At 70.6% G+C, this 24,187-nt stretch carries 20 protein-coding genes and 1 pseudogene; 9 read left to right on the top strand and 12 right to left on the bottom strand.

Going from position 1 to position 24,187, the window contains the following annotated elements:
- Positions 1 to 5 precede the first annotated feature (5 nt).
- The 4 genes from QQM39_RS35165 to QQM39_RS35150 all read right to left on the bottom strand — a co-directional run bounded on the left by QQM39_RS35165 (position 6) and on the right by QQM39_RS35150 (position 2,252).
- The gene (locus QQM39_RS35165) at positions 6 to 758 is read right to left on the bottom strand and encodes an MBL fold metallo-hydrolase (protein ID WP_302003841.1); all 753 of its coding nucleotides are present in this window, start codon (positions 756 to 758) and stop codon (positions 6 to 8) included.
- 52 nt (positions 759 to 810) lie between these two features.
- Positions 811 to 1,398 carry a TIGR03086 family metal-binding protein gene (locus QQM39_RS35160; protein ID WP_302001610.1) on the bottom strand — a complete coding sequence of 196 codons (588 nt, stop codon included), beginning with the start codon at positions 1,396 to 1,398 and terminating at the stop codon, positions 811 to 813.
- Between the two features lie 189 nt (positions 1,399 to 1,587).
- The gene (locus QQM39_RS35155) at positions 1,588 to 2,019 is read right to left on the bottom strand and encodes a VOC family protein (RefSeq protein WP_302001609.1); all 432 of its coding nucleotides are present in this window, start codon (positions 2,017 to 2,019) and stop codon (positions 1,588 to 1,590) included.
- Between the two features lie 74 nt (positions 2,020 to 2,093).
- The gene (locus QQM39_RS35150) at positions 2,094 to 2,252 is read right to left on the bottom strand and encodes a hypothetical protein (RefSeq protein ID WP_302001608.1); all 159 of its coding nucleotides are present in this window, start codon (positions 2,250 to 2,252) and stop codon (positions 2,094 to 2,096) included.
- 241 nt (positions 2,253 to 2,493) lie between these two features.
- Here QQM39_RS35150 and QQM39_RS35145 point away from each other — a divergent pair, with 241 nt between their 5' ends.
- Complete coding sequence (locus QQM39_RS35145; protein WP_302001607.1) at positions 2,494 to 3,732, top strand: MFS transporter; 1,239 nt, start codon at positions 2,494 to 2,496, stop codon at positions 3,730 to 3,732.
- On the opposite strand, the gene QQM39_RS35140 is transcribed toward QQM39_RS35145, so the two are convergent.
- Positions 3,669 to 4,832 carry a hypothetical protein gene (locus tag QQM39_RS35140; RefSeq protein WP_302001606.1) on the bottom strand — a complete coding sequence of 388 codons (1,164 nt, stop codon included), beginning with the start codon at positions 4,830 to 4,832 and terminating at the stop codon, positions 3,669 to 3,671. The genes QQM39_RS35145 and QQM39_RS35140 overlap by 64 nt on opposite strands.
- Positions 4,829 to 5,782 (bottom strand): 5-dehydro-4-deoxyglucarate dehydratase, encoded by a 954-nt coding sequence (locus tag QQM39_RS35135; RefSeq protein WP_302001605.1) that lies wholly within the window; start codon positions 5,780 to 5,782, stop codon positions 4,829 to 4,831. The genes QQM39_RS35140 and QQM39_RS35135 overlap by 4 nt, the downstream gene beginning before the upstream one ends.
- A 177-nt stretch (positions 5,783 to 5,959) precedes the next feature.
- On the opposite strand from QQM39_RS35135, the gene QQM39_RS35130 reads away from it, so the two are divergent.
- The 7 genes from QQM39_RS35130 to QQM39_RS35100 all read left to right on the top strand — a co-directional run bounded on the left by QQM39_RS35130 (position 5,960) and on the right by QQM39_RS35100 (position 13,688).
- Entirely contained in the window at positions 5,960 to 6,769 is an 810-nt protein-coding gene (locus QQM39_RS35130; protein ID WP_302001604.1) for an NAD(P)-dependent oxidoreductase, read from the top strand.
- A gap of 323 nt (positions 6,770 to 7,092) precedes the next feature.
- Positions 7,093 to 7,875, top strand: a complete 783-nt coding sequence (locus QQM39_RS35125; protein WP_302001603.1) for a DeoR/GlpR family DNA-binding transcription regulator — start codon at positions 7,093 to 7,095, stop codon at positions 7,873 to 7,875.
- 125 nt (positions 7,876 to 8,000) lie between these two features.
- Entirely contained in the window at positions 8,001 to 9,365 is a 1,365-nt protein-coding gene (locus tag QQM39_RS35120) for a sugar ABC transporter substrate-binding protein (RefSeq protein WP_302001602.1), read from the top strand.
- Positions 9,362 to 10,306, top strand: a complete 945-nt coding sequence (locus QQM39_RS35115; protein ID WP_302001601.1) for a carbohydrate ABC transporter permease — start codon at positions 9,362 to 9,364, stop codon at positions 10,304 to 10,306. The genes QQM39_RS35120 and QQM39_RS35115 overlap by 4 nt, the downstream gene beginning before the upstream one ends.
- Complete coding sequence (locus QQM39_RS35110; RefSeq protein ID WP_302001600.1) at positions 10,306 to 11,166, top strand: carbohydrate ABC transporter permease; 861 nt, start codon at positions 10,306 to 10,308, stop codon at positions 11,164 to 11,166. The genes QQM39_RS35115 and QQM39_RS35110 overlap by 1 nt, the downstream gene beginning before the upstream one ends.
- Positions 11,163 to 12,152, top strand: coding sequence for a zinc-dependent alcohol dehydrogenase family protein (locus QQM39_RS35105; protein WP_302001599.1), 990 nt, complete (start codon positions 11,163 to 11,165; stop codon positions 12,150 to 12,152). Before QQM39_RS35110 ends, QQM39_RS35105 begins: the two co-directional genes overlap by 4 nt.
- Positions 12,153 to 12,467: 315 nt before the next feature.
- Positions 12,468 to 13,688 (top strand): TerD family protein, encoded by a 1,221-nt coding sequence (locus QQM39_RS35100; protein WP_302003840.1) that lies wholly within the window; start codon positions 12,468 to 12,470, stop codon positions 13,686 to 13,688.
- A 316-nt stretch (positions 13,689 to 14,004) separates the two neighbouring features.
- Here QQM39_RS35100 and QQM39_RS35095 read toward each other — a convergent pair whose 3' ends face one another.
- The 6 genes and pseudogenes from QQM39_RS35095 to QQM39_RS35070 form a co-directional block, all read right to left on the bottom strand.
- Complete coding sequence (locus QQM39_RS35095) at positions 14,005 to 15,042, bottom strand: LacI family DNA-binding transcriptional regulator (RefSeq protein ID WP_302001598.1); 1,038 nt, start codon at positions 15,040 to 15,042, stop codon at positions 14,005 to 14,007.
- Between the two features lie 94 nt (positions 15,043 to 15,136).
- Positions 15,137 to 16,151, bottom strand: a pseudogene (locus tag QQM39_RS35090) (1-aminocyclopropane-1-carboxylate deaminase).
- A gap of 16 nt (positions 16,152 to 16,167) precedes the next feature.
- Positions 16,168 to 16,479 carry an HNH endonuclease gene (locus QQM39_RS35085; protein ID WP_302001596.1) on the bottom strand — a complete coding sequence of 104 codons (312 nt, stop codon included), beginning with the start codon at positions 16,477 to 16,479 and terminating at the stop codon, positions 16,168 to 16,170.
- 376 nt (positions 16,480 to 16,855) lie between these two features.
- Complete coding sequence (locus QQM39_RS35080; protein WP_302001594.1) at positions 16,856 to 18,436, bottom strand: TROVE domain-containing protein; 1,581 nt, start codon at positions 18,434 to 18,436, stop codon at positions 16,856 to 16,858.
- 482 nt (positions 18,437 to 18,918) lie between these two features.
- Positions 18,919 to 20,376, bottom strand: coding sequence for an alkaline phosphatase PhoX (locus QQM39_RS35075; RefSeq protein WP_302001593.1), 1,458 nt, complete (start codon positions 20,374 to 20,376; stop codon positions 18,919 to 18,921).
- Between the two features lie 229 nt (positions 20,377 to 20,605).
- Entirely contained in the window at positions 20,606 to 22,042 is a 1,437-nt protein-coding gene (locus tag QQM39_RS35070; protein ID WP_302001592.1) for a hypothetical protein, read from the bottom strand.
- Positions 22,043 to 22,358: 316 nt separating this feature from the next.
- Between QQM39_RS35070 and QQM39_RS35065 the strand changes: the two genes are divergently transcribed.
- Positions 22,359 to 24,185 carry an endonuclease/exonuclease/phosphatase family protein gene (locus QQM39_RS35065; RefSeq protein WP_302001591.1) on the top strand — a complete coding sequence of 609 codons (1,827 nt, stop codon included), beginning with the start codon at positions 22,359 to 22,361 and terminating at the stop codon, positions 24,183 to 24,185.
- Positions 24,186 to 24,187: the final 2 nt, after the last annotated feature.

Below are 24,187 nucleotides of genomic sequence, written 5' to 3'. Positions count from 1 at the left end.
TTTCCTCAGATGTGCAGGATGTGGCCTTCACACGCGGTGCGGGTGGGCCCGCCGAAGACCGCGGCGGCGCGGGAGGTCGCCGCTCGCGGGGTGAGCGTGGGCCCGACATGGGTGACGACGAGCTCCCGTACGCCCGCCCGGCGGGCGGTGGCTCCGGCGCCCTCGGGCGTTAGGTGAACCTGTTCGCCATCGCGATGCTCGTCGATGTCGGCCTCGCACAGGAACAGGTCGGCGTCGCGGGCGAGTTCGGTGAGCGCGGGGCAGGGACCACTGTCCCCGGAGTACGCGAGAACCCGCCCGCCGCTTTCCACCCGCAGCCCGTAGGCCTCGACGTCGTGCACGACGGCACGCGAGGTGAGCAGCAGGTCGCCGTGCCGGGCGGTGTGGCCGTCGTACAGGGCATGGAAGTCGAAGACGCCGCTCAGGAACCCGGCGTCCGGCTGCCCGAAGAACCCGGCGAGACGCTGCGCGCAATCCGCCGGGGCGTAGACCGGAATGGGCGCGTCCGGCGTGAGCCCGCCATAGGCCAGCCCGTAGAACGCGGCGAGCAGATCGGCGTGGTGATCGGCGTGGAGGTGGGAGATCCAGACAGCACTGAGCTGTGCCGGATTCGTATGCCGCTGCAACTCCGCGAAGGTCCCGGTCCCGGCGTCCACCCACACCTCGGCCCCTCCTCCGCGCACCAGATAGCCGGAGCAGGGGCGCCCGGGGCCGGGGTGCGGCGATGCGGTGCCGAGGACGGTGAGGGTGAGGGGCATGCGGGCGGACATGCGGGGAGCGTATGCCCCCGCCGCCTCGGTGCGCCCGGGATTACGGCGCCCGGCCCGGGTCCCGCCCGCTGAGCCCCACGGCCCGGTCCAGCAGCGGCGCGCCTTCCGGCACCGGAACGACCGGGCCGAAGATGCCGCCGCCCCGGTCGCCCTCGTCGGCGGCGGCGCGGAGGAAGTCGTACGACGACTTCAGGGCGGCCGGGTCCGGGGCGTACGGCAGGCCCGTGGCCACGGCCAGGTCCCAGCCGTGGATCACCAGCTCGTCCACGGCCACCGCCGCCGCCACCGCGCCGGGCAGGTCCACGCCGCCGGCACGGGTCATGCCGGCCCATGCGTCCGGGGCGCGCCACGCCTCGGCCAGTTCGTCGAGCACCTTGGGCAGCTCCTCACGCCAGCCCGGCCCGATGTCCGGTACGGCCGCCTCGGGGCTGGTGTCGGTCGTGACGCCCAGATCCTTGCGCCCGGCGTCACGGAAGGCGACGGCCAGGCCGATCAGGTGGCCCAGCAGATTGCGCACCGCCATGTCGGGACAGGGCGTCGGCGCCGAGAGCTGCTCGTCGGTGACGCCCTCCGCGAGACGGGCCACGATGCGGGCCTGCGGTCCGAGGTCGAGGGTCGTGTCGGTCATGGGGCGGCTCCTCACAGACGTGTTCCTGAGAGGTGGACCGTCGGGGGTCGCGAAACTCATCGGTGGCGCCGACGAGGTTTGTCGGCGGGGTGGGGTGGGGTGGGGTGGGCCTCTGGCGTAGGGCGGAGCGTCCCGCCTGGACGGATTCCCGCCGGGCCCGCGTTCACGCGCCCGCTCGCGGCCCGGGACTCATTCCGTCCAGTCGGCGCCCGTGATGCCGTCGGGATGTCCCGCCGGCCACTGGACCAGCTCGATCCGGTTGCCGTCCGGATCGGTGAGCCATGCCGTCAGGAAGTCGTCCGAACCGTCCGGCGATACGGGCGCCTCGGCGTCGATGCCCTGCGCGGCGAGTTCGCCGAGAGTGGCCGTCATCGACTCCGCCTTGATGACGAAATGGTTGAGGACGCTTCTGTTACCGGTGTCGACCTCGGCCGTGTATCCGCCGGCGGCATCGTGGACGAGTTCGATGCTGACGAACTCGTCGCCGGGGAGCTTCAGCATGGTCAGGCTTCCGAACGGGGTGTCGGGGACGCTGCCGATCACCTCATAGCCGACGGCCGTGTAGAACGCGAGCGATCGGTCGAGGTCGGCGACGCGAAGGCCGAAGTGCAGGGTCCTCATCGGGTCCCCTTTCCGGACAGCCGAAACGGCCCGCCGAGAATCCGACGGACCGTCACCGTACTCCGAGCAGGCTGTCAGCCGACCGGCTCCGCGGCAATGGCGGCCGACGTCTCCGTGGTCGTGGTCTCTTCGGACTCGACGCCCTCTTCCCGCTGCTTCTTCAGAGCGAGTTCCCTGGCCGTCTTTTCCGAGAACAGCCTCATTTCCGCCTCGGTCCGGAGATCGAACACCATTGCCTCCTTCAAGCTTGTCCAGCCGCGGTTCACTTGACTACCGCGAACGCTTCTTTTCCTGCATATTACCTTACGACCTGCTCCCGAGTCATCGCCAAATTACGGTCGCACACAGGGAGTTGGCGCACTGTTCACCTGCCGCACGCCCTCGCACGCCCTATGGCGCACAGACCGAAGAAGGCGCCCTATAAGGCACTTCCCCGATCCGTACGCCCCCGCCTCAGCCGCACGCTGGTCCGGCATGACGACGACCACCACCTGGGCACTCCCCCGCGTCCTGAGCAACCGCAACGCCGCCCTCTACCTCGCCGGAGTCGTGGTCTCCGGCTTCGGCACCTCGGCGTTGTGGCTGGCGTCCGGCGTATGGGTCAAAGACCTCACCGGATCCGACGGTCTGGCCGCGCTGTGCATGCTCGCCATGTGGGCACCCACCCTGGCCGGCCCGCTCCTCGGCACGCTCGCCGACCGCACCCGCCGCAAACCGCTGCTGATCGGCGCGAACCTCCTCCTGGCCGCCCTCCTGCTCGCCCTCTTCACCGTCGACTCCCCGGACCGCCTCTGGCTCCTCTTCGCGGTCCTGTTCGTCTACGGCACCGCGGGCGTCGTCCACGACGCCGCCGAGTCCGCCCTCGTCGCCTCCGCCGTGCCCGCGCCCCTGCTCGGCGACTTCAACGGGCTGCGCATGACGGCCTCCGAGGGCATGAAGCTCCTCGCCCCGCTGGCCGGCGCGGGCGTCTACGCGGCGTACGGCGGCGCGAGTGTCGCCCTGCTCGACGCGGTGACGTTCGTGGTCGCGACCGGCCTGTACGCCTGCCTCCGCGTCCGCGAGAGCAGGCCAGAGCCGCCGGCCGACGGCTGGCGGGCGCAGACCATCGAGGGCGCCCGCCACCTCTGGACCCACCCCCGGCTGCGCCCCCTCGTCCTGGCCGGCGGCACCACCATGCTCTTCGCCGGCCTCAACGGGGCGATGATCTACGCCGTCATCGACGGCCTCGGGCACGCGCCCGCGTACGCCGGTGTGCTGTACGCCGTCCAGGGCGCCGGCTCGGTGGCGATCGGGCTGCTCTCCGGCCCCGCGCTGCGCCGCCTGGGCGAACGCCGTTTCGCCGCGTACGGCATCGCTCTGACGGCCCTCGCCGCCGGCCTGCGGGCGATCCCGTCCGAGCCACTGACCCTGGTCTGCAGCGCGGCGAGCGGCGTAGGGCTGCCCTGCGTGCTGATCGCCGCGCTCACCGCCGTGCAGCGCGAGACGCCGGACGCCCTGCTCGGCCGTACCGCCGCCACGGCCAACACGCTCGTCTTCACGCCGAACGCCATCGGGCTGGCCGCGGGGGCGGCGTTGGTCGAACTGCTCGACGTACGGCTCGTGTTGGCCGTCCTGGGCCCGGTGTGGCTGGTGACGGCCGTACCGCTGCTTCAGAGCGCGGCGAGCCCCTCCCGCACCGCCACCAAGTCCCCGTCCGACGCCAACCCCGCGTGATAGAGTCGGATTTCCGTGGCTCCGAGCTCACGCGCGCGTGCCGCGTCCGACGCCAGCGTGCCGGGGCTGCCACCCATCCCGGAGACGACACCGAAGTTGGCGGCGATGACCGAGCCTGTGCGGCCCTGCCCGGCGAAGGGCGTCAGCAGGCCGGGGCCGCCCGCGCAGGGCACGACGACGCCGTCCGCGACGGAGAGGATGTGCTCGGGGTCGACGCCCGGGTTGGCGCCGACGTGGTACGTCACCGGGTCGGCGTGCAGCAGGATCTGGAAGCCGTCGGGGGCGGCCGCGCGGACCGCCCGGACCGCCGACTCCTGGAGTGTGCGGGCGGTTTCGTCGCGCCACGCGCGCGTGGCCGCCGCGTTCGCCTCGCCGAGCTGCTTCTCGACCCCGGCCCAGCCCTCGTCGGCGACCGCGCCCTGCCACAGCGGCTCCAGGGCGGCGCGTACGGCGGCGGCCAGCTCGTCGGCGTCCAGGCCCTGGTCGCCGTAGCCCTCCTTGCACGTGGGGCAGAAGCAGAGCGCCATCAGGTACATCCCGGCGTCGTCGAGCGGGACTCCGCCGGTCTTGTCGTGTGCGTGCAGGTGCTGCAACCCGTACCAGCCGAGGGACTCCAGCTCGGTGCCGCGCGCCCCGGGCCGTACGGCGGCCTCGGCGGCCAGGTCGACGAGGTACGCGCGCGTGGCGGGCTGGGCGATGCACGGGGCCCAGGGGTAGCGGTCGCCGTAGGCGTTGACGACCGAGGTGTCGGGGTGCTCGGCGCCCAGGCGGGAGTTGTGCGCGAGGACCACCCAGGTGTGCACCTCCAGGCCGGCGTCGGCGAGCGCGGCGGCCGCCTCGCCGTACGCGTCCCCGGGCGCCCAGTCCCCCGCCGGGTACGGGCGCAACTCGCGGCCCTTCCAGCGGTCGTCCGTCGGGTAGAGCACGGCGGCGTGCTCGGCGGTGACGATGCGGTGGCGCGGGTGGCGGGGGGTGAGGGCGCGGGTGGAGTGGTAGGCGGCGGCGAGCGTCGCCTGCCGCACGCCGAGGGCGGCGATCCTCGCGGGCGCCTCCGGGTCTCCGTTGACGTCCCAGGGGTAGACGAATGTCGACGCCTTCACTTGGTGTCCTCCGGCTCCTTCTCCAGCAGCGCGTATCCGCGCTCGATCACCTCGGCGAGCTGCTTGACATGATCCTCGCTCGGCTCGTGCAGCGGAGGCCGGACCTCCCCCACGGCCGGCCCGCGCAGCCGTACGCCGGCCTTGACGAGGGCGACGGCGTATCCGCGGCCCTGGGCGCGCAGCTCGACGAACGGGCGGTAGAAGCCGTCCAGGAGGCGGTTCACCGTCGTGTCGTCACCGGCCTCCAGCGCCCGGTAGAAGGCGAGGGCGATCTCGGGGGCGAAGCAGAACACGGCGGAGGAGTAGAGCGGGACGCCGATGGCCCGGTAGGCGAGCTGGGTCTGTTCGGCGGTGGGCAGGCCGTTGAAGTAGAGGAAGTCGCCGGGGACCTCGGTGCGTACGGCGCTGACGATCCGCTGCATCAGGTCCAGGTCGCCGAGGCCGTCCTTGAGCCCGATGATCCCGTCCGTGCGGGCCAGTTCGACGACGGTGTCCGGGGTGAACAGGGCGTTGTCGCGCTGGTAGACGATGACGGGGAGCGCGGTCGCCGCGGCGATCTCCTTGTAGTGCCGCAGCAGCCCCTCCTGCCCGGCGACGACGAGATACGGCGGCATGGCGAGCAGCCCGTCCGCTCCGGCCGCCTCGGCGAGCCGCGCGTACCGCACGGCGAGGGCGGTGCCGTACCCGGCGCCCGCGACGACCGGCACACGTCCCGCCGCCTCCTCGACGGCCGCCCGCACGCACGCCTCGAACTCCTCGGGCGTGAGCGCGTGGAACTCCCCGGTGCCGCAGCACGCGAACACGGCGGCGGCCCCTGCCTCGACTCCTCGGCGCACGTGGGTGCGGTAGGTGTCGAGGTCGACCGAGCCATCGGGGCCGTAGGCGGTGACGGGGAAGAACAGCGGCCCGCCGGGGATGCTGAGGCGTGCGGCGAGGGGGGCTGGCGTCACGGGCTCTCCCTGGGGCGAGTACGGAAACTTACAGGAACGGTGCAGGATACTGATCAGAGTTTATGGTTATGAAAATCGCCTACACCACCCTTGACTCGCAGGGCTCGTGATCCTTAACTTGTCCACGAATGTGAATACCGTGCACACACGCGGCCTATCACTCAAGGAGCCCCGAGGATGCCCGCACCCCGCACCGTTCTGCTCACCGGCGCCGCCGGCGGCCTCGGCACCCTGATGCGGGGCCTGCTCCCGGCGTACGGCTACGAGCTGCGGCTGCTCGATCTGCGCCCCGTCGAGGGCGAGCCGGACGCGATCGTCGCCGATCTCGCCGACAAGGAGGCGGTGCGCGAGGCCGTCCGGGGCGTCGACGCGATCATCCATCTCGCGGGCATCTCCCTGGAAGCCCCCTTCGAGAAGATCCTCAAGGCGAACATCGAGGGCACCTACCACCTGTACGAGGCCGCCCGCGAGGAGGGCGTGGGGCGCATCGTCTTCGCCTCCTCCAACCACGCCGTCGGCTTCACGCCCCGCCCCCAGGGCGACGATCCCCTCATCCCGATCGACACCCCGCGCCGCCCGGACACCTTCTACGGCCTGTCCAAGTGCTTCGGTGAGGATCTCGCGCAGTTCTACTGGGACAAGTACGGCCTGGAGACGGTGTCCGTCCGCATCGGCTCCTGCTTCCCCGAGCCGACCAGCGTCCGCATGCTCTCGGTGTGGATGAGTCCCGCCGACGGCGCCCGCCTCTTCCACGCGGCCCTGACCGCCGAGAACGTCGAGCACACCGTCGTCCACGGCTCCTCCGCGAACACCCGCCTGTGGTGGGACCTCAGCACCGCCCGCGCCCTCGGCTACGAGCCGCAGGACGACTCCGAGCCGTACGCCGAGAAGCTCATCGCCGAGCAGGGCGACCTCGAACCGGACAACATCGCGCACGCCTACCTGGGCGGCCACTTCGTGAGCGACCCGCCGATCTGGCCGTACTGACGTCACCGGTTCCGCCGCGGCGGCGGAAAACGGTCGTTCGCGACGGCGGGCGGGCACCGAACGGGCCCGTCCGCTCCTGCATTCGGGCATCCGCCCTGCCCGATCCCACGCCGCGATCCAGGGCCGCCCAGGTCCGAGACGGGCACCTGCCGAGCCGAACGGGCACAAGCGGGCAGCATCGCCCCGACAACAGAGCTGTTCAGACCCGCACCGCCGCTGTAGAACTTCCTCCATGGGCCCCACCGGGCCCGAACGGGCAGGACGACCCGACCGCCCCGCAGGCGATCGAGTCAGGCAGCACAGCACGGAAGCGGGTGTCGACGATGACGACGGCGAATACGGCGAAGACCGCCGAGGAACGCCAGCGTGAGATCGTGCACCTCGCGCGCACCCTCGGCTCGGTCGACGTCACCGCGCTCGCCACCGATCTGGGCGTGGCCAAGGAGACCGTACGGCGGGACCTGCGCGTCCTGGAGGACCACGGCCTGCTCCGCCGGACCCACGGCGGCGCCTACCCGGTGGAGAGCGCCGGCTTCGAGACGACGCTCGCCTTCCGCGCCACCAGTCATGTGCCCGAGAAGCGCCGGATCGCGGAAGCGGCGGCCGGGCTGCTCGGGGACGCCGAGACCGTCTTCGTCGACGAGGGCTTCACCCCGCAGCTCGTCGCCGAGGCCCTGCCCAGGGACCGGCAGCTGACCGTGGTCACCGCGTCCCTGCCGGTCGCGGGCTCGCTCGCCGAGGCCGAGCACATCTCGGTCCTGCTGCTCGGCGGCCGGGTGCGCTCCGGCACGCTGGCGACCGTCGACCACTGGACGACGAAGATGCTCGCCGGCTTCGTCATCGACCTGGCGTTCATCGGCGCCAACGGCATCTCCCGCGATCATGGCCTCACCACCCCCGACCCGGCGGTCAGCGAGGTCAAGTCACAGGCGATCCGGTCCGCGCGGCGCACGGTGTTCGCCGGTGTGCACACCAAGTTCGGAGCGGTCAGCTTCTGCCGGTTCGCCGAGGTCGGCGCACTGGAGGCGATCGTGACGAGCACATCGCTTCCCGCGTCCGAGGCGCACCGCTACTCACTCCTCGGGCCGCAGGTCATCCGCGTCTGACGTTCGGGCCGCCCCTGGCGCCCACGCCGCCCCACCGAAGATCCAGAAATCAAACCGCCCCACCCCGTAGGGCACTTCCACACCCTTCACCGCCCCTTTTGCAGCCAAATGTCCAGGAGCATCACATGCGAACCCAGAGCCGACGCGCGCCACGCCACCTCCTCCTCGTGGCCGCCGTAGGGACGCTGATCACTCCGCTCGCCGCCTGCGCCGGCGCCGGCGGGTCCGGATCCTCCGACGGCGACTCCATCAACGTCCTGATGGTGAACAACCCGCAGATGGTGGAGCTGCAGAAGCTCACCGCCGACAACTTCACCAAGGACACCGGCCTCAAGGTGAACTTCACCGTCCTGCCGGAGAACGACGTCCGGGACAAGATCAGCCAGGACTTCGCCAACCAGGCGGGCCAGTACGACGTCGCCACCCTCAGCAACTACGAGATCCCGATCTACGCCAGGAACGGCTGGCTCCACTCCCTGGACTCGTACGTCAAGAGCGACACCGCCTTCGACCAGGACGACGTCCTCAAGCCGATGACGCAGGCCCTCACCGCGGAGGACGGCAAGCTCTACGGTGAGCCCTTCTACGGCGAGTCCTCCTTCCTGATGTACCGCAAGGACATCTTCGAGAAGGCGGGCCTGACCATGCCCGACAAGCCCACCTGGAAGCAGGTCGCCGCCCTCGCCGCGCAGGTGGACGAGGCCGAGTCCGACATGAAGGGCATCTGCCTGCGCGGCCTGCCGGGCTGGGGCGAGGTCATGGCCCCGCTGACCACGGTCGTCAACACCTTCGGCGGCACCTGGTTCGACAAGGACTGGAACGCACAGCTGGACTCCAAGGAGTTCAAGGAGGCCACGCGGTTCTACGTCGACCTGGTCCGCAAGCACGGCGAGTCCGGCGCCGCACAGTCCGGCTACGCCGAGTGCCTGAACAACATGACCCAGAGCAAGACGGCCATGTGGTACGACGCCACCGCCGGTGCCGGTTCGCTGGAGGCCTCCGGCTCCCCGGTCAAGGGCAAAATCGGCTACGTACCCGCGCCGGTCGAGAAGACCGACAGCTCCGGCTGGCTCTACACCTGGGCCTGGGGCATCCAGAAGGCGTCCAAGAACGCCGAGAACGCCTGGAAGTTCATCTCCTGGGCGTCCGGCAAGGACTACGAGAAGCTCGTCGGCGAGAAGATCGGCTGGGCCAACGTGCCGGGCGGCAAGCGTGCGTCGACGTACGACCTCCCGCAGTACCGCAAGGACGCGGCCGCCTTCGCCGACGTCACCCGGGACGCCATCGCGGGCGCCAAGCCCGAGGACCCGGGCGTGCAGCCCCGGCCCGCGCCCGGCATCCAGTTCGTCGGCATCCCCGAGTTCACCGACCTGGGCACCAAGGTCTCCCAGGAGATCAGTGCCGCGATCGCCGGCCGGCAGTCCGTGGACAGCGCGCTGAGCAAGTCGCAGAAGCTCGCCGAGGCCGTCGGAAAGAAGTACCAGTCATGACCGTGACGACTCCCCCCACCCGGGCCGCCGCCTCCCCGCGGCCGGCGGCCCGGCGGCCGAACCGTATGCGCGCCTGGGCCACCCGGGCGCCCCTGCTGCCCGCACTGATCTTCATGGTCGTCGTGACGCAGCTGCCCTTCGTGGCCACGCTGGTGATCTCGTTCTTCGACTGGAACGCCCTGTACCCGGACGATCGCCACTTCGCCGGCTTCGCCAACTACTCGGAAGTGCTGAGCACGCCCGACCTGCGCAAGTCGGTGTGGACGACGGTCCTGCTGACCGCCACGGTCGTGCTCGTCAGCCTGGTCCTCGGCCTGCTGCTGGCGCTCCTGCTGGACCGGAAGTTCCGTGGCCGGGCCGCCGTACGCACGATGCTCATCGCCCCGTTCCTGCTGGTGCCGATCGCGGCCGCGCTGCTGTGGAAGCACGTGCTGTTCAACCCCGAATACGGCCTGTTCAACGGCATCCTGCACTGGATCGGAGGCGACGGCGCGGCCCAGCCGGACTGGATCTCCGAGATGCCGCTGATGGCGGTCGAGGCCTCGCTGATATGGCAGTGGACGCCATTCATGACGCTGATCCTGCTCGCCGGACTGCAGAGCCGTGACCCGCAGCTGATCGAGGCGGCCCGGGTGGACGGCGCGAGCGACTGGCAGGTGTTCGTCCACATGACGCTGCCGCACATCCGCCGCTACATCGAACTGAGCGTGCTGCTCGGCTCGATCTACATCGTGCAGAACTTCGACGCGGTGTACACCATCACCTCCGGCGGCCTGGACACCGCGAATCTGCCGTACACCATCTACCAGACCTTCTACCAGGCGCACGAGAACGGCCTCGCCTCGGCGGCCGGCGTCATCGTCGTCATCGGCTCGATCGTCCTCGCGACCTTCGCCCTGCGCGTCGTGTCGTCCCTGTTCCGCGCGGAGGTGTCCCGCTGATGACCACCCTCACCACCGCCGCCCCGCGACGGTCCCGGGCCCGGATCCAGGGTGCCGCCCTGGGCGTCACCGCGTGGCTGGCCGGCATCCTGTTCGTGCTGCCCATCCTCTGGATGGTCCTGACGTCCTTCCACTCCGAGGCGGACGCGGCGACCAACCCGCCCTCCGTCGCCGCCTCGCTCACCCTGGACAGCTACCGCGCGTTCTTCGGCGCGGGCGGTGGCGCCAGCCCCTGGCCCTCGCTCATCAACTCCACGACGGCCTCGGTGGCCTCCACGCTGCTGACGCTGGTCCTGGCACTGCCCGCCGCCTACGCGCTCTCCATCCGGCCGGTGAAGAAGTGGACCGACGTCCTGTTCTTCTTCCTGTCCACCAAGATGCTCCCGCTGGTCGCAGGCCTGCTGCCGATCTACCTGTTCGCCAAGAACACCGGTCTGCTCGACAACATCTGGGCGCTGGTCATCCTCTGCACGGCCATGAACCTGCCGATCGCGGTGTGGATGATGCAGTCCTTCCTCGCCGAGGTGCCGGTCGCGATCATCGAGGCGGCGCAGATCGACGGCGCGAGACTGCCGACGATCCTGGGGCGGGTGGTGGCTCCCATCGCCCTGCCCGGAATCGCGGCGACGTCCCTGATCTGCTTCATCTTCAGCTGGAACGAACTGCTCTTCGCGAGGGTGCTCAGCGGCGTGGTCGCCGAGACCGCCCCCGTCTTCCTGACCGGCTTCATCACCAGCCAGGGCCTGTTCCTGGCGAAGGTGTGCGCCGCGTCGCTCGTCATCTCCCTGCCGGTGCTCGCCGCGGGGTTCGCCGCCCAGGACAAGCTGGTCCAGGGCCTGTCGTTGGGAGCCGTGAAATGAAGGCCGCCGTCATCGAGTCCGTGGGCAAGGCCGTCGTCGCCGAGGTCCCGGACCCGACGCCAGGACCGCGCGACGTCGTGGTCGAGGTCGCGGCGTGCGGCCTGTGCGGAACCGATCTCCACATCCTCCAGGGCGAGTTCGCCCCGAAGCTGCCGATCGTGCCCGGGCACGAGTTCGCGGGCGAGGTGGTCGGGGTCGGCACCCAGGTCACGGAGCTGTCGGTCGGCGACCGGGTCGCGGTGGACCCGTCGTTGTACTGCTACGAGTGCCGGTACTGCCGTACGGGCCACAACAACCTCTGCGCACGCTGGGCGGCGATCGGGGTGACGACGGCGGGCGGCGCGGCGCGGTACGCGGTGGCCCCGGTGGCGAACTGCGTGAAGCTGCCGGAACACGTCCGTACGCAGGACGCCGCGCTGGTGGAGCCGTTGTCCTGCGCGGTACGCGGCTACGACGTCCTCCAGTCCCGCCTCGGCGCCCACGTCCTGATCTACGGCTCCGGCACGATGGGCCTGATGATGCTGGAGCTCGCCAAGCGGACGGGAGCGGCGAGCGTGGACGTGGTGGACGTGAACCCGGCACGGCTGGAAACGGCACGGCGGCTCGGGGTCTCGGCATCCGCCGCGAACCCTGACGAACTGGACCGTCCCCAGGGCTGGGACCTCGTGGTCGACGCCACGGGCAACGCGGCGGCGATCCAGGACGGCCTGGACCGGGTCGCGAAGGCGGGCACGTTCCTGCAGTTCGGGGTGGCGGACTACGCGACCCGGGTGACGATCGACCCGTACCGCATCTACAACCAGGAGATCACCATCACGGGTTCGATGGCGGTCCTGCACAGCTTCGAGCGCGCGGCGGAGCTGTTCGCGACCGGGGTCCTCGACCCCGAGATCTTCATCAGCGACCGCATCCCGCTGGAGCAGTACCCGCAGGCGCTGGAGCAGTTCGCGTCGGGGGTGGGCCGCAAGATCGTGGTGGTGCCGTAGGGGTTCTTCGCCCCCGCCGCCCCTACCCGTCCCATCCTCAAGGGGCTACCCGCCCGGCGTCCGAGGACAAGGCCACACCATCCCTAACCCCCACCCACCCACAGGGGGCTTCGCCTCTCGACGCCGGCCCGCGTCATCCAGCCCGTCCGGCGTTTGAGGACGAGGCCCGTTCAGGGCCGAAGCGGGGGTCTGGGGGCGGCAGCCCCCAGTGATGGGACGGGTAGGGGCGGCGGGGGCGAAACCCAAGGCCCCGCCGAATGGCCCCGGGTAAGGGAACGGTAAAGCGCCCCCGCTCGTTCACCCGGCATGACAGCTATGACCCCCGGCTCGAACATCCCTCTCTCCACCGCACGCGTGACGGTGGACGTCGCCGCCCCGGTGCGGCTCGACGTATCGGGCCTGCTGCTCACCGCCGACGGCAAGGTGCGCTCGGACGACGACTTCATCTTCTACAACCAGCCGACAGGGCCCGGGGTGACGTACCGCTCGGGCGGCGGCACCAGCCCCGACGCGATCACCGTCGACACCTCGGCCGTTCCCCCCGGCATCGAGAAGATCGTCGTCACCGCCAGCCCGGACGCCGCCGGCCAGACCTTCCAGGGCATCGAGCCGACGGCCACCATCCGCAACGCGGACGACAACAGCGTCCTGGCCACCTTCACACCCCCGCAGCTCGGCACCGAGACGGCACTGGTGATCGTCGAGGTCTACCTCCGCAACGGCGCCTGGAAGGCCCGCGCGGTCGGCCAGGGCTACGCCAACGGCCTGGCCGGCATCGCCACCGACTTCGGCGTCACGGTCGAGGAACCGGCCCCGGCCCCCGCTGCCCCCGTGGCCCCGCCGCAGCCCACCATGCAGCCCCCGGTCGCCCCGCCGGCCCCGCCGATGTCCACTCCCCCGGCGCCCCAGGCTCCCGCCGCTCCCCCGGCCCCGCCCGCGCCTCCCGCGCCCGGCGCCGGCAAGATCAACCTCGACAAGGGCCGGGTCAGCCTCCAGAAGAACCAGACCGTCTCCCTGGTCAAGGGCGGCCGCCCCCTGCTCTCCCAGGTCAAGATGGGCCTCGGCTGGGAGCCGGCGTACCGCGGCAAGGACATCGACCTGGACGCCTCGGTCATCGCGTACGGCCCGCAGCGCAACCACATCGACAGCTGCTACTTCGGCAAGCTCCAGATCGTGCAGGGCGCGATCCGCCACTCCGGCGACAACCTCACGGGTGAGGGCGGAGGCGACGACGAGGTCATCACCGTCGACCTCGGCCGCCTCCCGCAGGAGGTCACCGGACTCGTCTTCACGGTCAACTCCTTCTCCGGCCAGAAGTTCACCGAGGTCGCCAAGGCCTACTGCCGACTGATCGACGCCGCCTCCGGCGAGGAACTCGTCCGCTTCGACCTCACCAGCGCCGAGGCGCAGACAGGCGTGATGATGGCGAAGTTGATCAAGCAGTTCTCCGGCGAGTGGGAGATGACGGCCATGGGCGACTTCGTGAAGTCCCGCACGGTGAGGGGGATGGTGAAGCCGGCGGCCCAGGCGCTGTAGACAGCCGTACGACGTCCAGGGCGCCCCCGGTCGAAGGGGGCGCCCGGCGCGACCGGGAGTCAGGGCAGGCACTGCCCCCGCTCACAGCTTCCTAGCTCCCGCCGCCAGATCCCGCAGGAAGTGCCGCGCCCGAACGCATAGTCGGCGTTGTACAGGACGTTGAGGTTCGCCAGGGCGACCTGGAGGGTGACCTTCTCCGGATTGAGGCGTGTGAGGACTGGTGCCGAGGCATGCGAGGACGGGTGCCGAGGCGTGTCTGGGCGTGTGCCGAGGCGTCAACGCCCCTGCACTGAGGCGCTCGCGGCACGCCGGCGCCTCAGACCGAAGCCCGCACCACCAGCTCGGGCACCACCCACGCCTCGGCGCCCCGCAGTGGTTCCTCCCCCGCTCGCAGCCGGGCCACCTGCTCCACGGCCAGCCGCCCCAGCCGCCGTTTGTCGATGTGCAGGGTGGTCAGGGCGGGCTCGATCAGCTCGCCCAGCGACAGTCCGTCGAAGCCCAGGACGGCCAGGTCGTCCGGCACCCGCCGGCCGCGGCGCCGGGCGGCACGCATGGCGCCGACCGCCATCAGGTCGTTGAAACCGAAGACGGCGCTGATGTCGGGCCGGGCGTCCAGCAGTTGCTCCATGCCGGCCTCGCCCCCGGCCACGCTGTGCTCGGGACACAGCGCGATCCAGCTGTCGTCGACCGGCAGGCCGTGCCGCCGGGCCTCCTCCAGGAAGGCCTGTCTGCGGGGGCCGGGCCCGTGCACACCGTCGAGCATGCCGATCCTGCGGTGACCGGCGCCCACCAGATGCGCCATGCCCTGTGCGAGACCGGCGGCGGCGTCGATGCCCACGGCCGCGAAACCGGTCTGCTGCGGGCCGCGCTCCAGCAGTACCAGCGGTACGCCGCCGAGGTGCCGGGCGAGCACGTCGTCCGGGCTCTTGAAGTAGCCCACGACCGCGTCCGCCTGATGGGACAGCACGTCGAGCGCCTCCCGCTCCCGGGCCTCGTCGATACGGGAGTCCCATACGACGACCTGCCAGCCGCGCTGCTCGGCCGCCTCCAGCACGCCTGCGGCCACCTCGGGGAAGAAGGGGTTCATCAGGTCCGGGATCACCAGACCGGCCGTCACGGTCCCCTTCTGCACGAGGCCGCGCGCGAAACGGCTGGGCCGGTAGTCCAGCAGCCGTGCCGCCTCCAGCACGCGCTCCTTCGTGGCCGGGTCGATCTCGCCCTTGTCGTTGACCGCGCGGGAGACCGTCTGGCGGGACACGCCGGCCAGGCGTGCGACGTCGTGGATCGTGGCCCGGCGGCTGGTGCCGTCAGGCCGCTCGACACTCGGCTCCCGGTGCTGATCGTCCGCCCACACGCGTGCACTGTATCCGGCCAGGTGCGCGCGGCGGCAGGGCCCGGTCCCGCGAGGCCGGCCGAGCCTGCGCAGGTCGAAGCGCCGGACCGACCGCCTAGAACAAGGCGCTGTACGCGTTCAGCGCGGGCTGCCCGCCGAGGTGGGCGTACAGCACGGTCGAGTCCCGCCCGATCTCCCCGCGCCCGACCAGATCGATCATCCCGGCCATCGACTTGCCCTCGTAGACGGGGTCCGTGACCATCCCCTCGGTCCGCGCCGCCAGCTCATCGCCTCCAGCGTCGTCTCATCGGGGATCCCGTACGTGCCCGCGTGGTACCGCTCGTCGAGCTCGATGTCGGCCTCGGTCAACTCTCGTTTGAGGCCGATGAGTTGTCCGGTGCGGTGGGCGATCCGGGCGATCTGCTCACGAGTGGCGGCCGGCGCGGCCGAGGCGTCGACGCCGAGGACGCGGCGCCGCCGGCCGCCCGCCTCCTCCAGGGCGGCGAAGCCGGCGACCATACCGGCCTGGGTGGAACCGGTCACCGAGCACACGATCACCGTGTCGAAGAAGACCCCCAACTGCCTCTCTTGCTCGGCGACTTCGTACGCCCACCCGGCGAACCCGAGCCCGCCGAGCGGATGATCGGAAGCCCCGGCCGGGATGGCGTACGGCTTGCCACCCGACTCCTCGACCTCCCTGAGCGCCTGCTCCCAGCTCTCCTTGAAGCCGATCCCGAACCCGGCCCGCACGAGGCGTACGTCGGCTCCGGCCAGGTGGCTGACAAGGATGTTGCCGACCTTGTCGTACACGGATTCGGGCCAGTCCACCCAACTCTCCTGGACCAGTACGCACTTGAGACCGGCAGGGGCGGCGACGGCGGCAACCTGGCGGGTGTGGTTGGACTGCACGCCCCCTATGGACACGAGCGTGTCGCAACCCTTGGCCAGCGCGTCGGCGACCAGGTACTCCAGCTTGCGGGTCTTGTTCCCGCCGTACGCGATACCGGAGTTGCAGTCCTCCCGCTTGGCCTGGAGGGAGGCACCGCCGAGGTGGGCGGTCAGACGCTCCAGGGGTGCACGGGGGACGGGCCGAAGAGGAGGGGATAGCGGTCGTAGGAGGAAAGGGGCATGGGTCAGACCGCCTGTCTAGAGCGCCTCGTCGGGCACATCACCGTATCGCTCGATGACTTCCCGCGCGAAGGCCGGCAAGTCGCTCACCCGCTGCCCGCTGGGCTGCATAGTGGTCCACAGCTCCAGGTTCGCGGGCCGGTTGTCGTCGCGGATACCGTTCTTGTGATGCACAGTCTCCACACGCGGCCGTAGCGGCCTGCCCAGGATCTGCTCCATTACCAACCGGTGTTCGGGAACACGCTTTCCGTCCACCCAGAAGATGCGATAGCCATTCTGCAGGCTTCCCCGCACTTTACGGCCGCCAAGGCCGTGCTTACCGCGGCGCAAGCGCTCGTAGTGCAGGTGACAGTACCCGCGGCCGCCGCCGTACCGCTCCCGCTCGCACCCCTCGTAACTGCAGGGCGTACCACGCCGAGTCCATTCGAACTTTGTGGCCAACGGAGAACCGTACCTCTGTAAGCGCCTGTAGTGCGTAGCACACAGCCCTCGCGCCTTCAGAGGCCTCGAACAGCCTTCCATTTCGCATGGCCGGGGCGGGGACACAGCCCTCCCCGTGGGGTGACCACCACCGTTCGGATCACCGTAGGCGAGCCAACGTTGGTAGTGCAGATTGCAGTATCCCCGCCCCTTGTGCGGCCTCGAGCACTCGTCGATTTCACATAACCTGGTTGCGATTCCGACAGATTGACGAACTCGTGCCCGTTCATTCAAGCCATGGCCAGAGCCCGTCACTGCCACGCTCCAGCAAAGGCACCATCCGAAAAGCCCCGTCCGACAGCCCTCCAAACGTGTGCCGGTTCGCCTTCCCCGACGGGCCGTGGCCCGCCCGATAGCCAGCGAGGTTCCAGGTGTAGACCGGCACATCGGCGGGGACCTGCTGGGTCGGGTCGCCGTGGTGGCTGTACGCGTACTGCTCGTCGGTGACGATCAGGACCCGGTCGTGGCTTCTGTAGTGCCGGCGGACCGCCTCGGTGGTGTCGGTGCCGCCCAGGTCGCCGAAGCGGCCCAGGATCTTCAGTACCGACTCGCCCCTGCGGAACTTCACCGGGGCGCTCGTGGACCCGAACTCCACCAGGTCCGCCTTCATCGCCCGCAGCGCCAGCGCCGTGCCGAAGATCGCCGCCGCGTCGGCCCGGTTGAGCTTCGAGCGGTCGGACAGCGGACCCCACATCGAGCCGGAGCGGTCGACGAGCACCAGCGTCCGGCCGGGCAGCGCGGGCACATTGGCCAGCGAGTGACCGAGCGCCTGCTCCAGCGGGTAGGCCCAGCGCAGCGAGGGCGCGTGCTGGTACGCGGCGAGGTACCGGAAGGGGAACTGCCGCGAGCGCGCGACCTCCGCCGGGTCACTGATGCGGGCCGCCACCTGCGCGGCCACCTCGTCGGAGACGCCGGCCTCATCGAAGTTCCGCAGGTTCCTCGTCAAAGCCATCGCGCCCATGGACGGAATGACGGCCTCCCAGGCCGCCTTGTCCATCGGTCCCTGCAGCCAGCCCGCCAGCGCCTCCCATGTCATCCCGGCCGCCGCGAGCCGCTCGGCACCGCCCTCGGACGTGACCACCGCACGCCGCTCCGCGACGGGCAGCGCCATCAGCTCGCGGTGCGCGGTCAGCGTCCGGTTGGACGCGGGCGGCACCGCGGTGTCCGGGTTGTGCCGGCGGTCGAGGGCGTACCGGAACAGCTCGCCCTGCCACGGCTTGTCCGGGTCCGGGGCCGCGTGCACCAGGTTGAGGATGTCGCCGAAGCGGTAGCCCTTGGACGCGGTGTCGTACTTCAGCAGCGACTTGCCGCTGTACAGACGCCGTACGGCGTCGGCGATGCCGCGCTTGACCGGCTTCGGGACGTTACGGCCGTACACCGCCGTCCAGTACGCGAGCAGTTCACCGGGTTCGTCCGGCCGCTGGAGTACGGAGGCGACGACCTGCCGGTTGGACGGACCGTCGGTGGCCCCGGCCTCCAGGCGGGCCTGCACGTACTCGGCGGCGCCCACGAGAGCCGCCGTACGGAGGTTGCCCGCGCCGCGCAGCCAGCCGAGCAGGCCGGCCGTCCACACGGGGTCGGTGACGGCGAGCTCGCGCACGAGCTTGGCGAACCGGTCGTCGCGGTCGTCGCCGGTCTCGTAGAAGGTCTGCTGGGTGACGAAGTGGGAGACCGCGAGCAGGAAGAGCTCGGAGCGCGGGTCCCGCTCACGGCCGCGGCCGCCCTGGTACGTACGGAGCACTCGCCCCGTCGAAGTGACCCGCGAGGTCGGCCGCGCCTTGGCGGCACGCGTGTTGAATCGCGCCATGGTGAATTCCCCCCGAATTCATTCGTGTTTGGGAGGAGGCGCAGCAAAAGGAGGGTGCCCGAGTTCAGGAGTCGGCGACGGACTTTAGCCTGGTGCTCTACCGAATTGAGCTACACCGACCCGAAGTCGATGACGAGACTCGAACCCGCAACCGCCAGATCCAATGAAGTAACCGTTGCCTGCGCACCGGGCACCCACCTTGAGCTGCGCCTCCCGAGATCAAGTCGGCGGCGGCCTGGGATTCTTTTAGGAGAAGAAGTAGCCGCAGCCTGCGCACCGGGAGGTGCATGAAGTTGTGGTGTCCAGAGATCGAGGTCGGCGGAACCGACGTGGTGCTCTGCCACTGAGCTACACCGGCTCGTGGAACCGGTGGCGGGATTCGAACCCGCGGCCTCCCCATTAAGAGTGGAAGTAGGTCCTGCCTTCGCACCTGGACGTTCATCACTCTAAGAGGGACGCCGCGGGCCGGGCGAGCGAATTAATCAGCCGCGCTTCTGCCGCTTCCAGGGCCCGGTGATGGCGAGCATGATTCCCGGCGTCTGGATGTTGGCGAACAGGGTCCTGCCGTCGCACGAGAAGGTGACGCCGGCGAACTCGCTGTATTCCGGCTCCTCTTCGGTGCCGATGTTGAGTTCGTTGCGGGCGATGGGGTACGTGCGGCCGCTGTCGGTGGCGCCGAACAGGTGCTGGATGCCCTCGCCGTCCTCGGCGAGGATCAGGCCGCCGTACGGGGAGACGGTGATGTTGTCGGGGCCGTCGAAGGCGCCGTCCTCGGACGGGTCGGGGTTGATGCCGAGGAGGACCTTGAGGGTGAGGGTGCGGCGTTTGGGGTCGTAGAACCAGACCTGGCCGTCGTGCTGGACCGGGCTCTCCTCACGGGCGTACGAGGAGACGATGTACGCGCCGCCGTCGGCCCACCACATACCTTCGAGCTTGCGGGCGCGGGTGACCTCGCCGGTGGCGAACTGCTTGCGCACCGGTGTGGTCCGCGCGTCGCGGTCGGGGACGTCCACCCAGTCGACGCCGTAGACCGTGCCGATCTTCACGGCGCGGGAGAGGTCGTCGACGAACTTGCCGCCGGAGTCGAAGCACTTGGGTGCCTGGAGGACACCGGCGTCGTCGGCGAGGGTGCGGAACTTGCCGCGGCCGTACTCGAAGCCCTTCGGCGGGGTCCAGCGGTAGAAGAGGCCGTTGGGCTCGTCGTCGTCCTCGGTGAGGTAGGCGTGGCCGCGCCTGGGGTCGATGACGACGGCCTCGTGGTCGTAGCGGCCGAAGAACTTCAGCGGCTTGGGGTCGCGGTTGGCGCGCCGGTCGACGGGGTCGACCTCGAAGACGTAGCCGTGGTCCTTGGTCATGCCGTTGGTGCCGGCCTTGTCGGAGTTCTCCTCGCAGGTGAGCCAGGTACCCCAAGGGGTGCTGCCGCCCGCGCAGTTGGTGGAGGTGCCCGCGATGCCGACCCATTCGGCGACCTGGCCGCCGGGGCGGACCTCGACGACGGTGCAGCCGCCGGCCGCGGCGGGGTCGTAGACGAGGCCCTCGGTGAGCGGGACCGGGTACTTCCAGTTGGCGCGCGGGCCTTTCAGCTCGTGGTTGTTGACGAGGAGGGTGGTGCCGCGCGGGCCGTCGAAGGTGGCCGTGCCGTCGTGGTTGGAGGGGGTGTACTCGCCCGACTCCAGCTTCGTCCTGCCGCTGTAGGTGAGGATCCGGTACTCGAACCCGGCGGGCAGGGCGAGGATGCCCTCGGGGTCCGGGATCAGCGGCCCGTACCCGACACCGCCCCCGTGGGCGTCCGCGGACTCCTCGCTCGCGGTCTCGGCCTCGGCCTCGGTGGACGCGAGCGCGTTCGGTGCGGTGGCCAGCACGCCGGCGCTGCCCGCCAGCGCGACACCGGCACCGGTGATCGCGGATTTCCTGGCGAAGTCCCTGCGGGTGAGCGACATGGTGTCTCCTGTGACAGTGGGTGTGCCGTGGGAGGTGGCGGACTTCGGTCGGCGCAACCGTCCCGCCCATGCCTGAACGCAGGTTGAACATCAGGCGCCCTCAGAGCACCCGCTTCCATGAATCAACGCCGGGCGCCGGCAACCCCTTGGGGGCGCGGGGCTGTCTCGATATGCGGCTCCGCCGCGTGGGCGCGACCAGCCACACTCGACCCGCACCCGCGACCCGACATCAACCACCCTGCTGCGATCGCGCCTTGAACGCGGCCTTCCGCGCTTCCTTCGCGACCTTCTTGTCCGAATGCAGCCGCCCCATCGCCTCCAGCACATCCGCGGTGGCCGGATGTCCCACCCGCCAGGCCGCCGCGAAGAACCCACTGTGCTGCCCGGCCAGCCCCTCCACCAGCGCCCTCAGCTCGTCGGAGTCCCCCTCGGCCGCCAGCTGGGCGGCAAGGGTGTCGACGGTCAGCCAGAACACCAGTTCCTGGGAGGGCGCGGGAACGTCGGCGAACCCCGCCTCGGTCAGCCAGACCCGGGCCAGCCCGCCCAGCTCCGGATCGTCGAGGACCTCCCGCAGCGCGGGCTCGGCCTCCGCGCCCACCAGGGACAGCGCCTGCTGGCAGCGCAGCCGCCGCAGCGGCGCCCCGGCGTCCAGTCCGCGTGCCGCCGCCAGCAACTCCCGTGCCGCGGCGAGGGATTCGCGCCGGGCCAGCCACTGCTCGGTCTCGGCCTGCGCGGCCCCCTGCGGGAACGTGGCCGTCCCGTCGAGCAGCGCGTCGGCGCCCTTGTCCGCGAGGTCTCCGACCGCGGGCGCCTCGAACCCGGCCTCCAGCAGCCGGGCCCGCAGCCCGTACAGCCCGAGCGGGGTCAGCCGCACCATGCCGTAGCGCGACACGTCGGTGTCGTCGACGGCGGCCGACGGATCCTCGCCTGCGCCGTCGGTGTCCGCCATCAGCGCCTCGTCCACCGGCTGGTACTCCACGAGGCCGACCGGCTCCAGCAGCCGGAACTGGTCGTCCAGGCGCATCATCGCGTCGGACACCTGCTCCAGCACGTCGTTGGTGGGCTCGCCCATGTCGCTGGGCACGATCATCGAGGCGGCGAGCGCGGGCAGCGGCACGGGCCCGTCGGCCGGCCCGTCCTCGCTGACCGTCAGCAGGTACAGGTTGCCGAGCACCCCGTCGAGGAACTCCGCCTCCGCCTCCGGGTCCCAGTCCAGCGAGGAGAGGTCGACCGCGCCGCCCGCGTCCATGGCGTCGACCAGCTCGTCGAGGTCGGGCACGCTCGCGTCCGCGAGCACCGCCTCCAGCGCCCCCGTCCACACGCCGAGTACGTCCTGCGGCGAACCGCCGGTCAGCAGGGCCAGTTCCGCGCCGGCGGCGACGGTGCCCTCCTCCTCGTCGACGACCTCGACCAGGCCGGTGTCGACGGCCACCCGCCAGGCCTCGCTCGCGTACGCGGCGGCGTCGTCCCCGCTCAGCCCGAGCAGCTCGGCGGCGGCCGGGAGTTGCTCGTCGACGAGCCCGCCCCCGGCGTCGACCCGGGTGTCGGGCCCGGCCCAGCGGGCCAGCCGCGCGGCCCGGGAGAGCAACGGCGTGGACAGGGCGTCACGCGCCAGCTCCGCTTCGGGGTGCAGCCGCACCGGCGGCAGGGGGGAGCTGTCTGACATCGGCTGGTTCTCCTAGGGCGTTCCGCAGGGCCGTACGCATCACGGCTCGGCCGCTGTACATCACGGCTCAACCGCTCAGCCTAGACGGATTTCCACCCATGCCGCCTGGTTCATCTCCCGGTCGGGAGCTGTACATGGCCGAAACCTTGACAAGTGGCTTGACCAGGCAGGAGATTGACGCGCGTAGAAACCGGGCGGACATCTGTTCACTGTATTTTCTACGCGCGTCGCCACCGCCCCACCGGTCGCGCCTGCACCCACCGTTCCACGCACCACCCTCGTCCCGGCGCTCATTCACGTCCCCGGAGGGATCACGTTGCCGAGCAAGAAGTCCGCGCGTCTCGCTGCGCTCACCGTCGCCGCCGTCTGTTCCGCGGCGTCCACCGTCGTCCTCACCGCGCCCGCGCACGCCGACTCCGTGCGCATCCATGACATCCAGGGCAGCACCCGCATATCCCCGTACGCCGGCAAGCAGGTCACGGACGTGGCCGGAATCGTCACCGGCGTGCGCACCTACGGCTCGTCCAGAGGCTTCTGGATCCAGGATCCGGACGCGGACGCCGACCCGGCCACCAGCGAGGGCGTCTTCGTCTTCACCGGTTCCGTCCCGAAGGTGGCCGTCGGCGACTCGGTCCTGGTCTCGGGCACGGTCGCCGAGTACGTCCCGGGCGGCGCCTCCTCCGGCAACCAGTCGCTCACCGAGATCACCAAGCCGACGATCACCGTCGTCTCCAGCGGCAACGCCGTCCCGGCCGCGACGGTCGTCGACGAGGACTCGGTGCCGGACAGCTACACCCCGGCCGGCGACACCGCCGCGGGCGGCTCGGTCAACGGTCTGACGCTCCAGCCGGCGAAGTACGCCCTCGACCACTACGAGTCCCTGGAGGGCATGAACGTCCAGGTCGCCGATGCGCGCGTGGTCACCGCGACCGACCCGTACACCGAGCTGTGGGTCACGGTGAAGCCGTGGGAGCACCGCAACCGCCGCGGCGGCACGGTCTACGGCTCCTACGAGTCGCAGAACACCGGACGCCTGCAGATCCAGTCCCTGGGCGCCCCGGCCGACTTCCCGGTCGCGAACGTCGGCGACACGCTCGCCGGCACCACCACCGGCCCGCTGGACTACACCCAGTTCGGCGGCTACACCCTCGTCGCGAGCGAGCTGGGCACGCTCAAGAGCGGTGGCATCAAGCGGGAGACGACCCAGAAGCAGGGGCGCGGCGAGCTGGCGGTCGCGACGTACAACGTCGAGAACCTCGACCCGTCCGACGCCACCTTCGCCGAGCACGCCTCCGCGATCGTGAACAACCTCCAGTCGCCCGACATCGTGTCCCTGGAGGAGATCCAGGACAACAACGGCGCGAAGAACGACGGTACGGTCGCCGCCGACCAGACGATGAAGAAGCTGATCGACGCGATCGTCGACGCGGGCGGCCCGGCGTACGACTGGCGCTCCATCGACCCGGTCGACAAGGCCGACGGCGGTGAGCCGGGCGGCAACATCCGCCAGGTGTTCCTGTTCAACCCGGAGCGGGTCTCCTTCGTCGATCGCGCGGGCGGCGACGCCACGACGGCCGTCGGTGTGACCAAGGTGAACGGCAAGGCGGCGCTGACGGCCTCCCCCGGCCGTGTCGACCCGGCGAACGCGGCCTGGACGAACAGCCGCAAGCCGCTGGCCGGCGAGTTCGCCTTCCGTGGCCGCACGGTCTTCGTGATCGCCAACCACTTCGCCTCCAAGGGCGGCGACCAGTCGCTGCACGCGCAGTACCAGCCGCCGGCCCGCAGCTCGGAGACCCAGCGCCACCTCCAGGCGACCGCGGTGAACGCCTTCGTCAAGGACATCCTGGCCGTCCAGAAGAACGCGGACGTCGTCACGCTCGGCGACATCAACGACTTCGAGTTCTCCGGCACCGCCGAGCGGCTGGAGGACGGCGGCGCGCTGTGGTCGGCGATCAAGTCGCTGCCCAAGAGCGAGCGTTACTCGTACGTCTACCAGGGCAACGCCCAGACGCTGGACCAGATCCTGATCAGCCCGTCGATCCGGCGCTCCTGCGACTTCGAGTACGACAGCGTGCACATCAACTCGGAGTTCAACGACCAGATCAGCGACCACGACCCGCAGGTGCTGCGGTTCCGCCCGTAACC

This window comes from Streptomyces sp. DT2A-34 (assembly GCF_030499515.1).
Lineage (GTDB): Bacteria > Actinomycetota > Actinomycetes > Streptomycetales > Streptomycetaceae > Streptomyces.
Note: the sequence above shows the minus strand (reverse complement) of the source record. Positions and strands in the feature narration are given on the sequence as shown.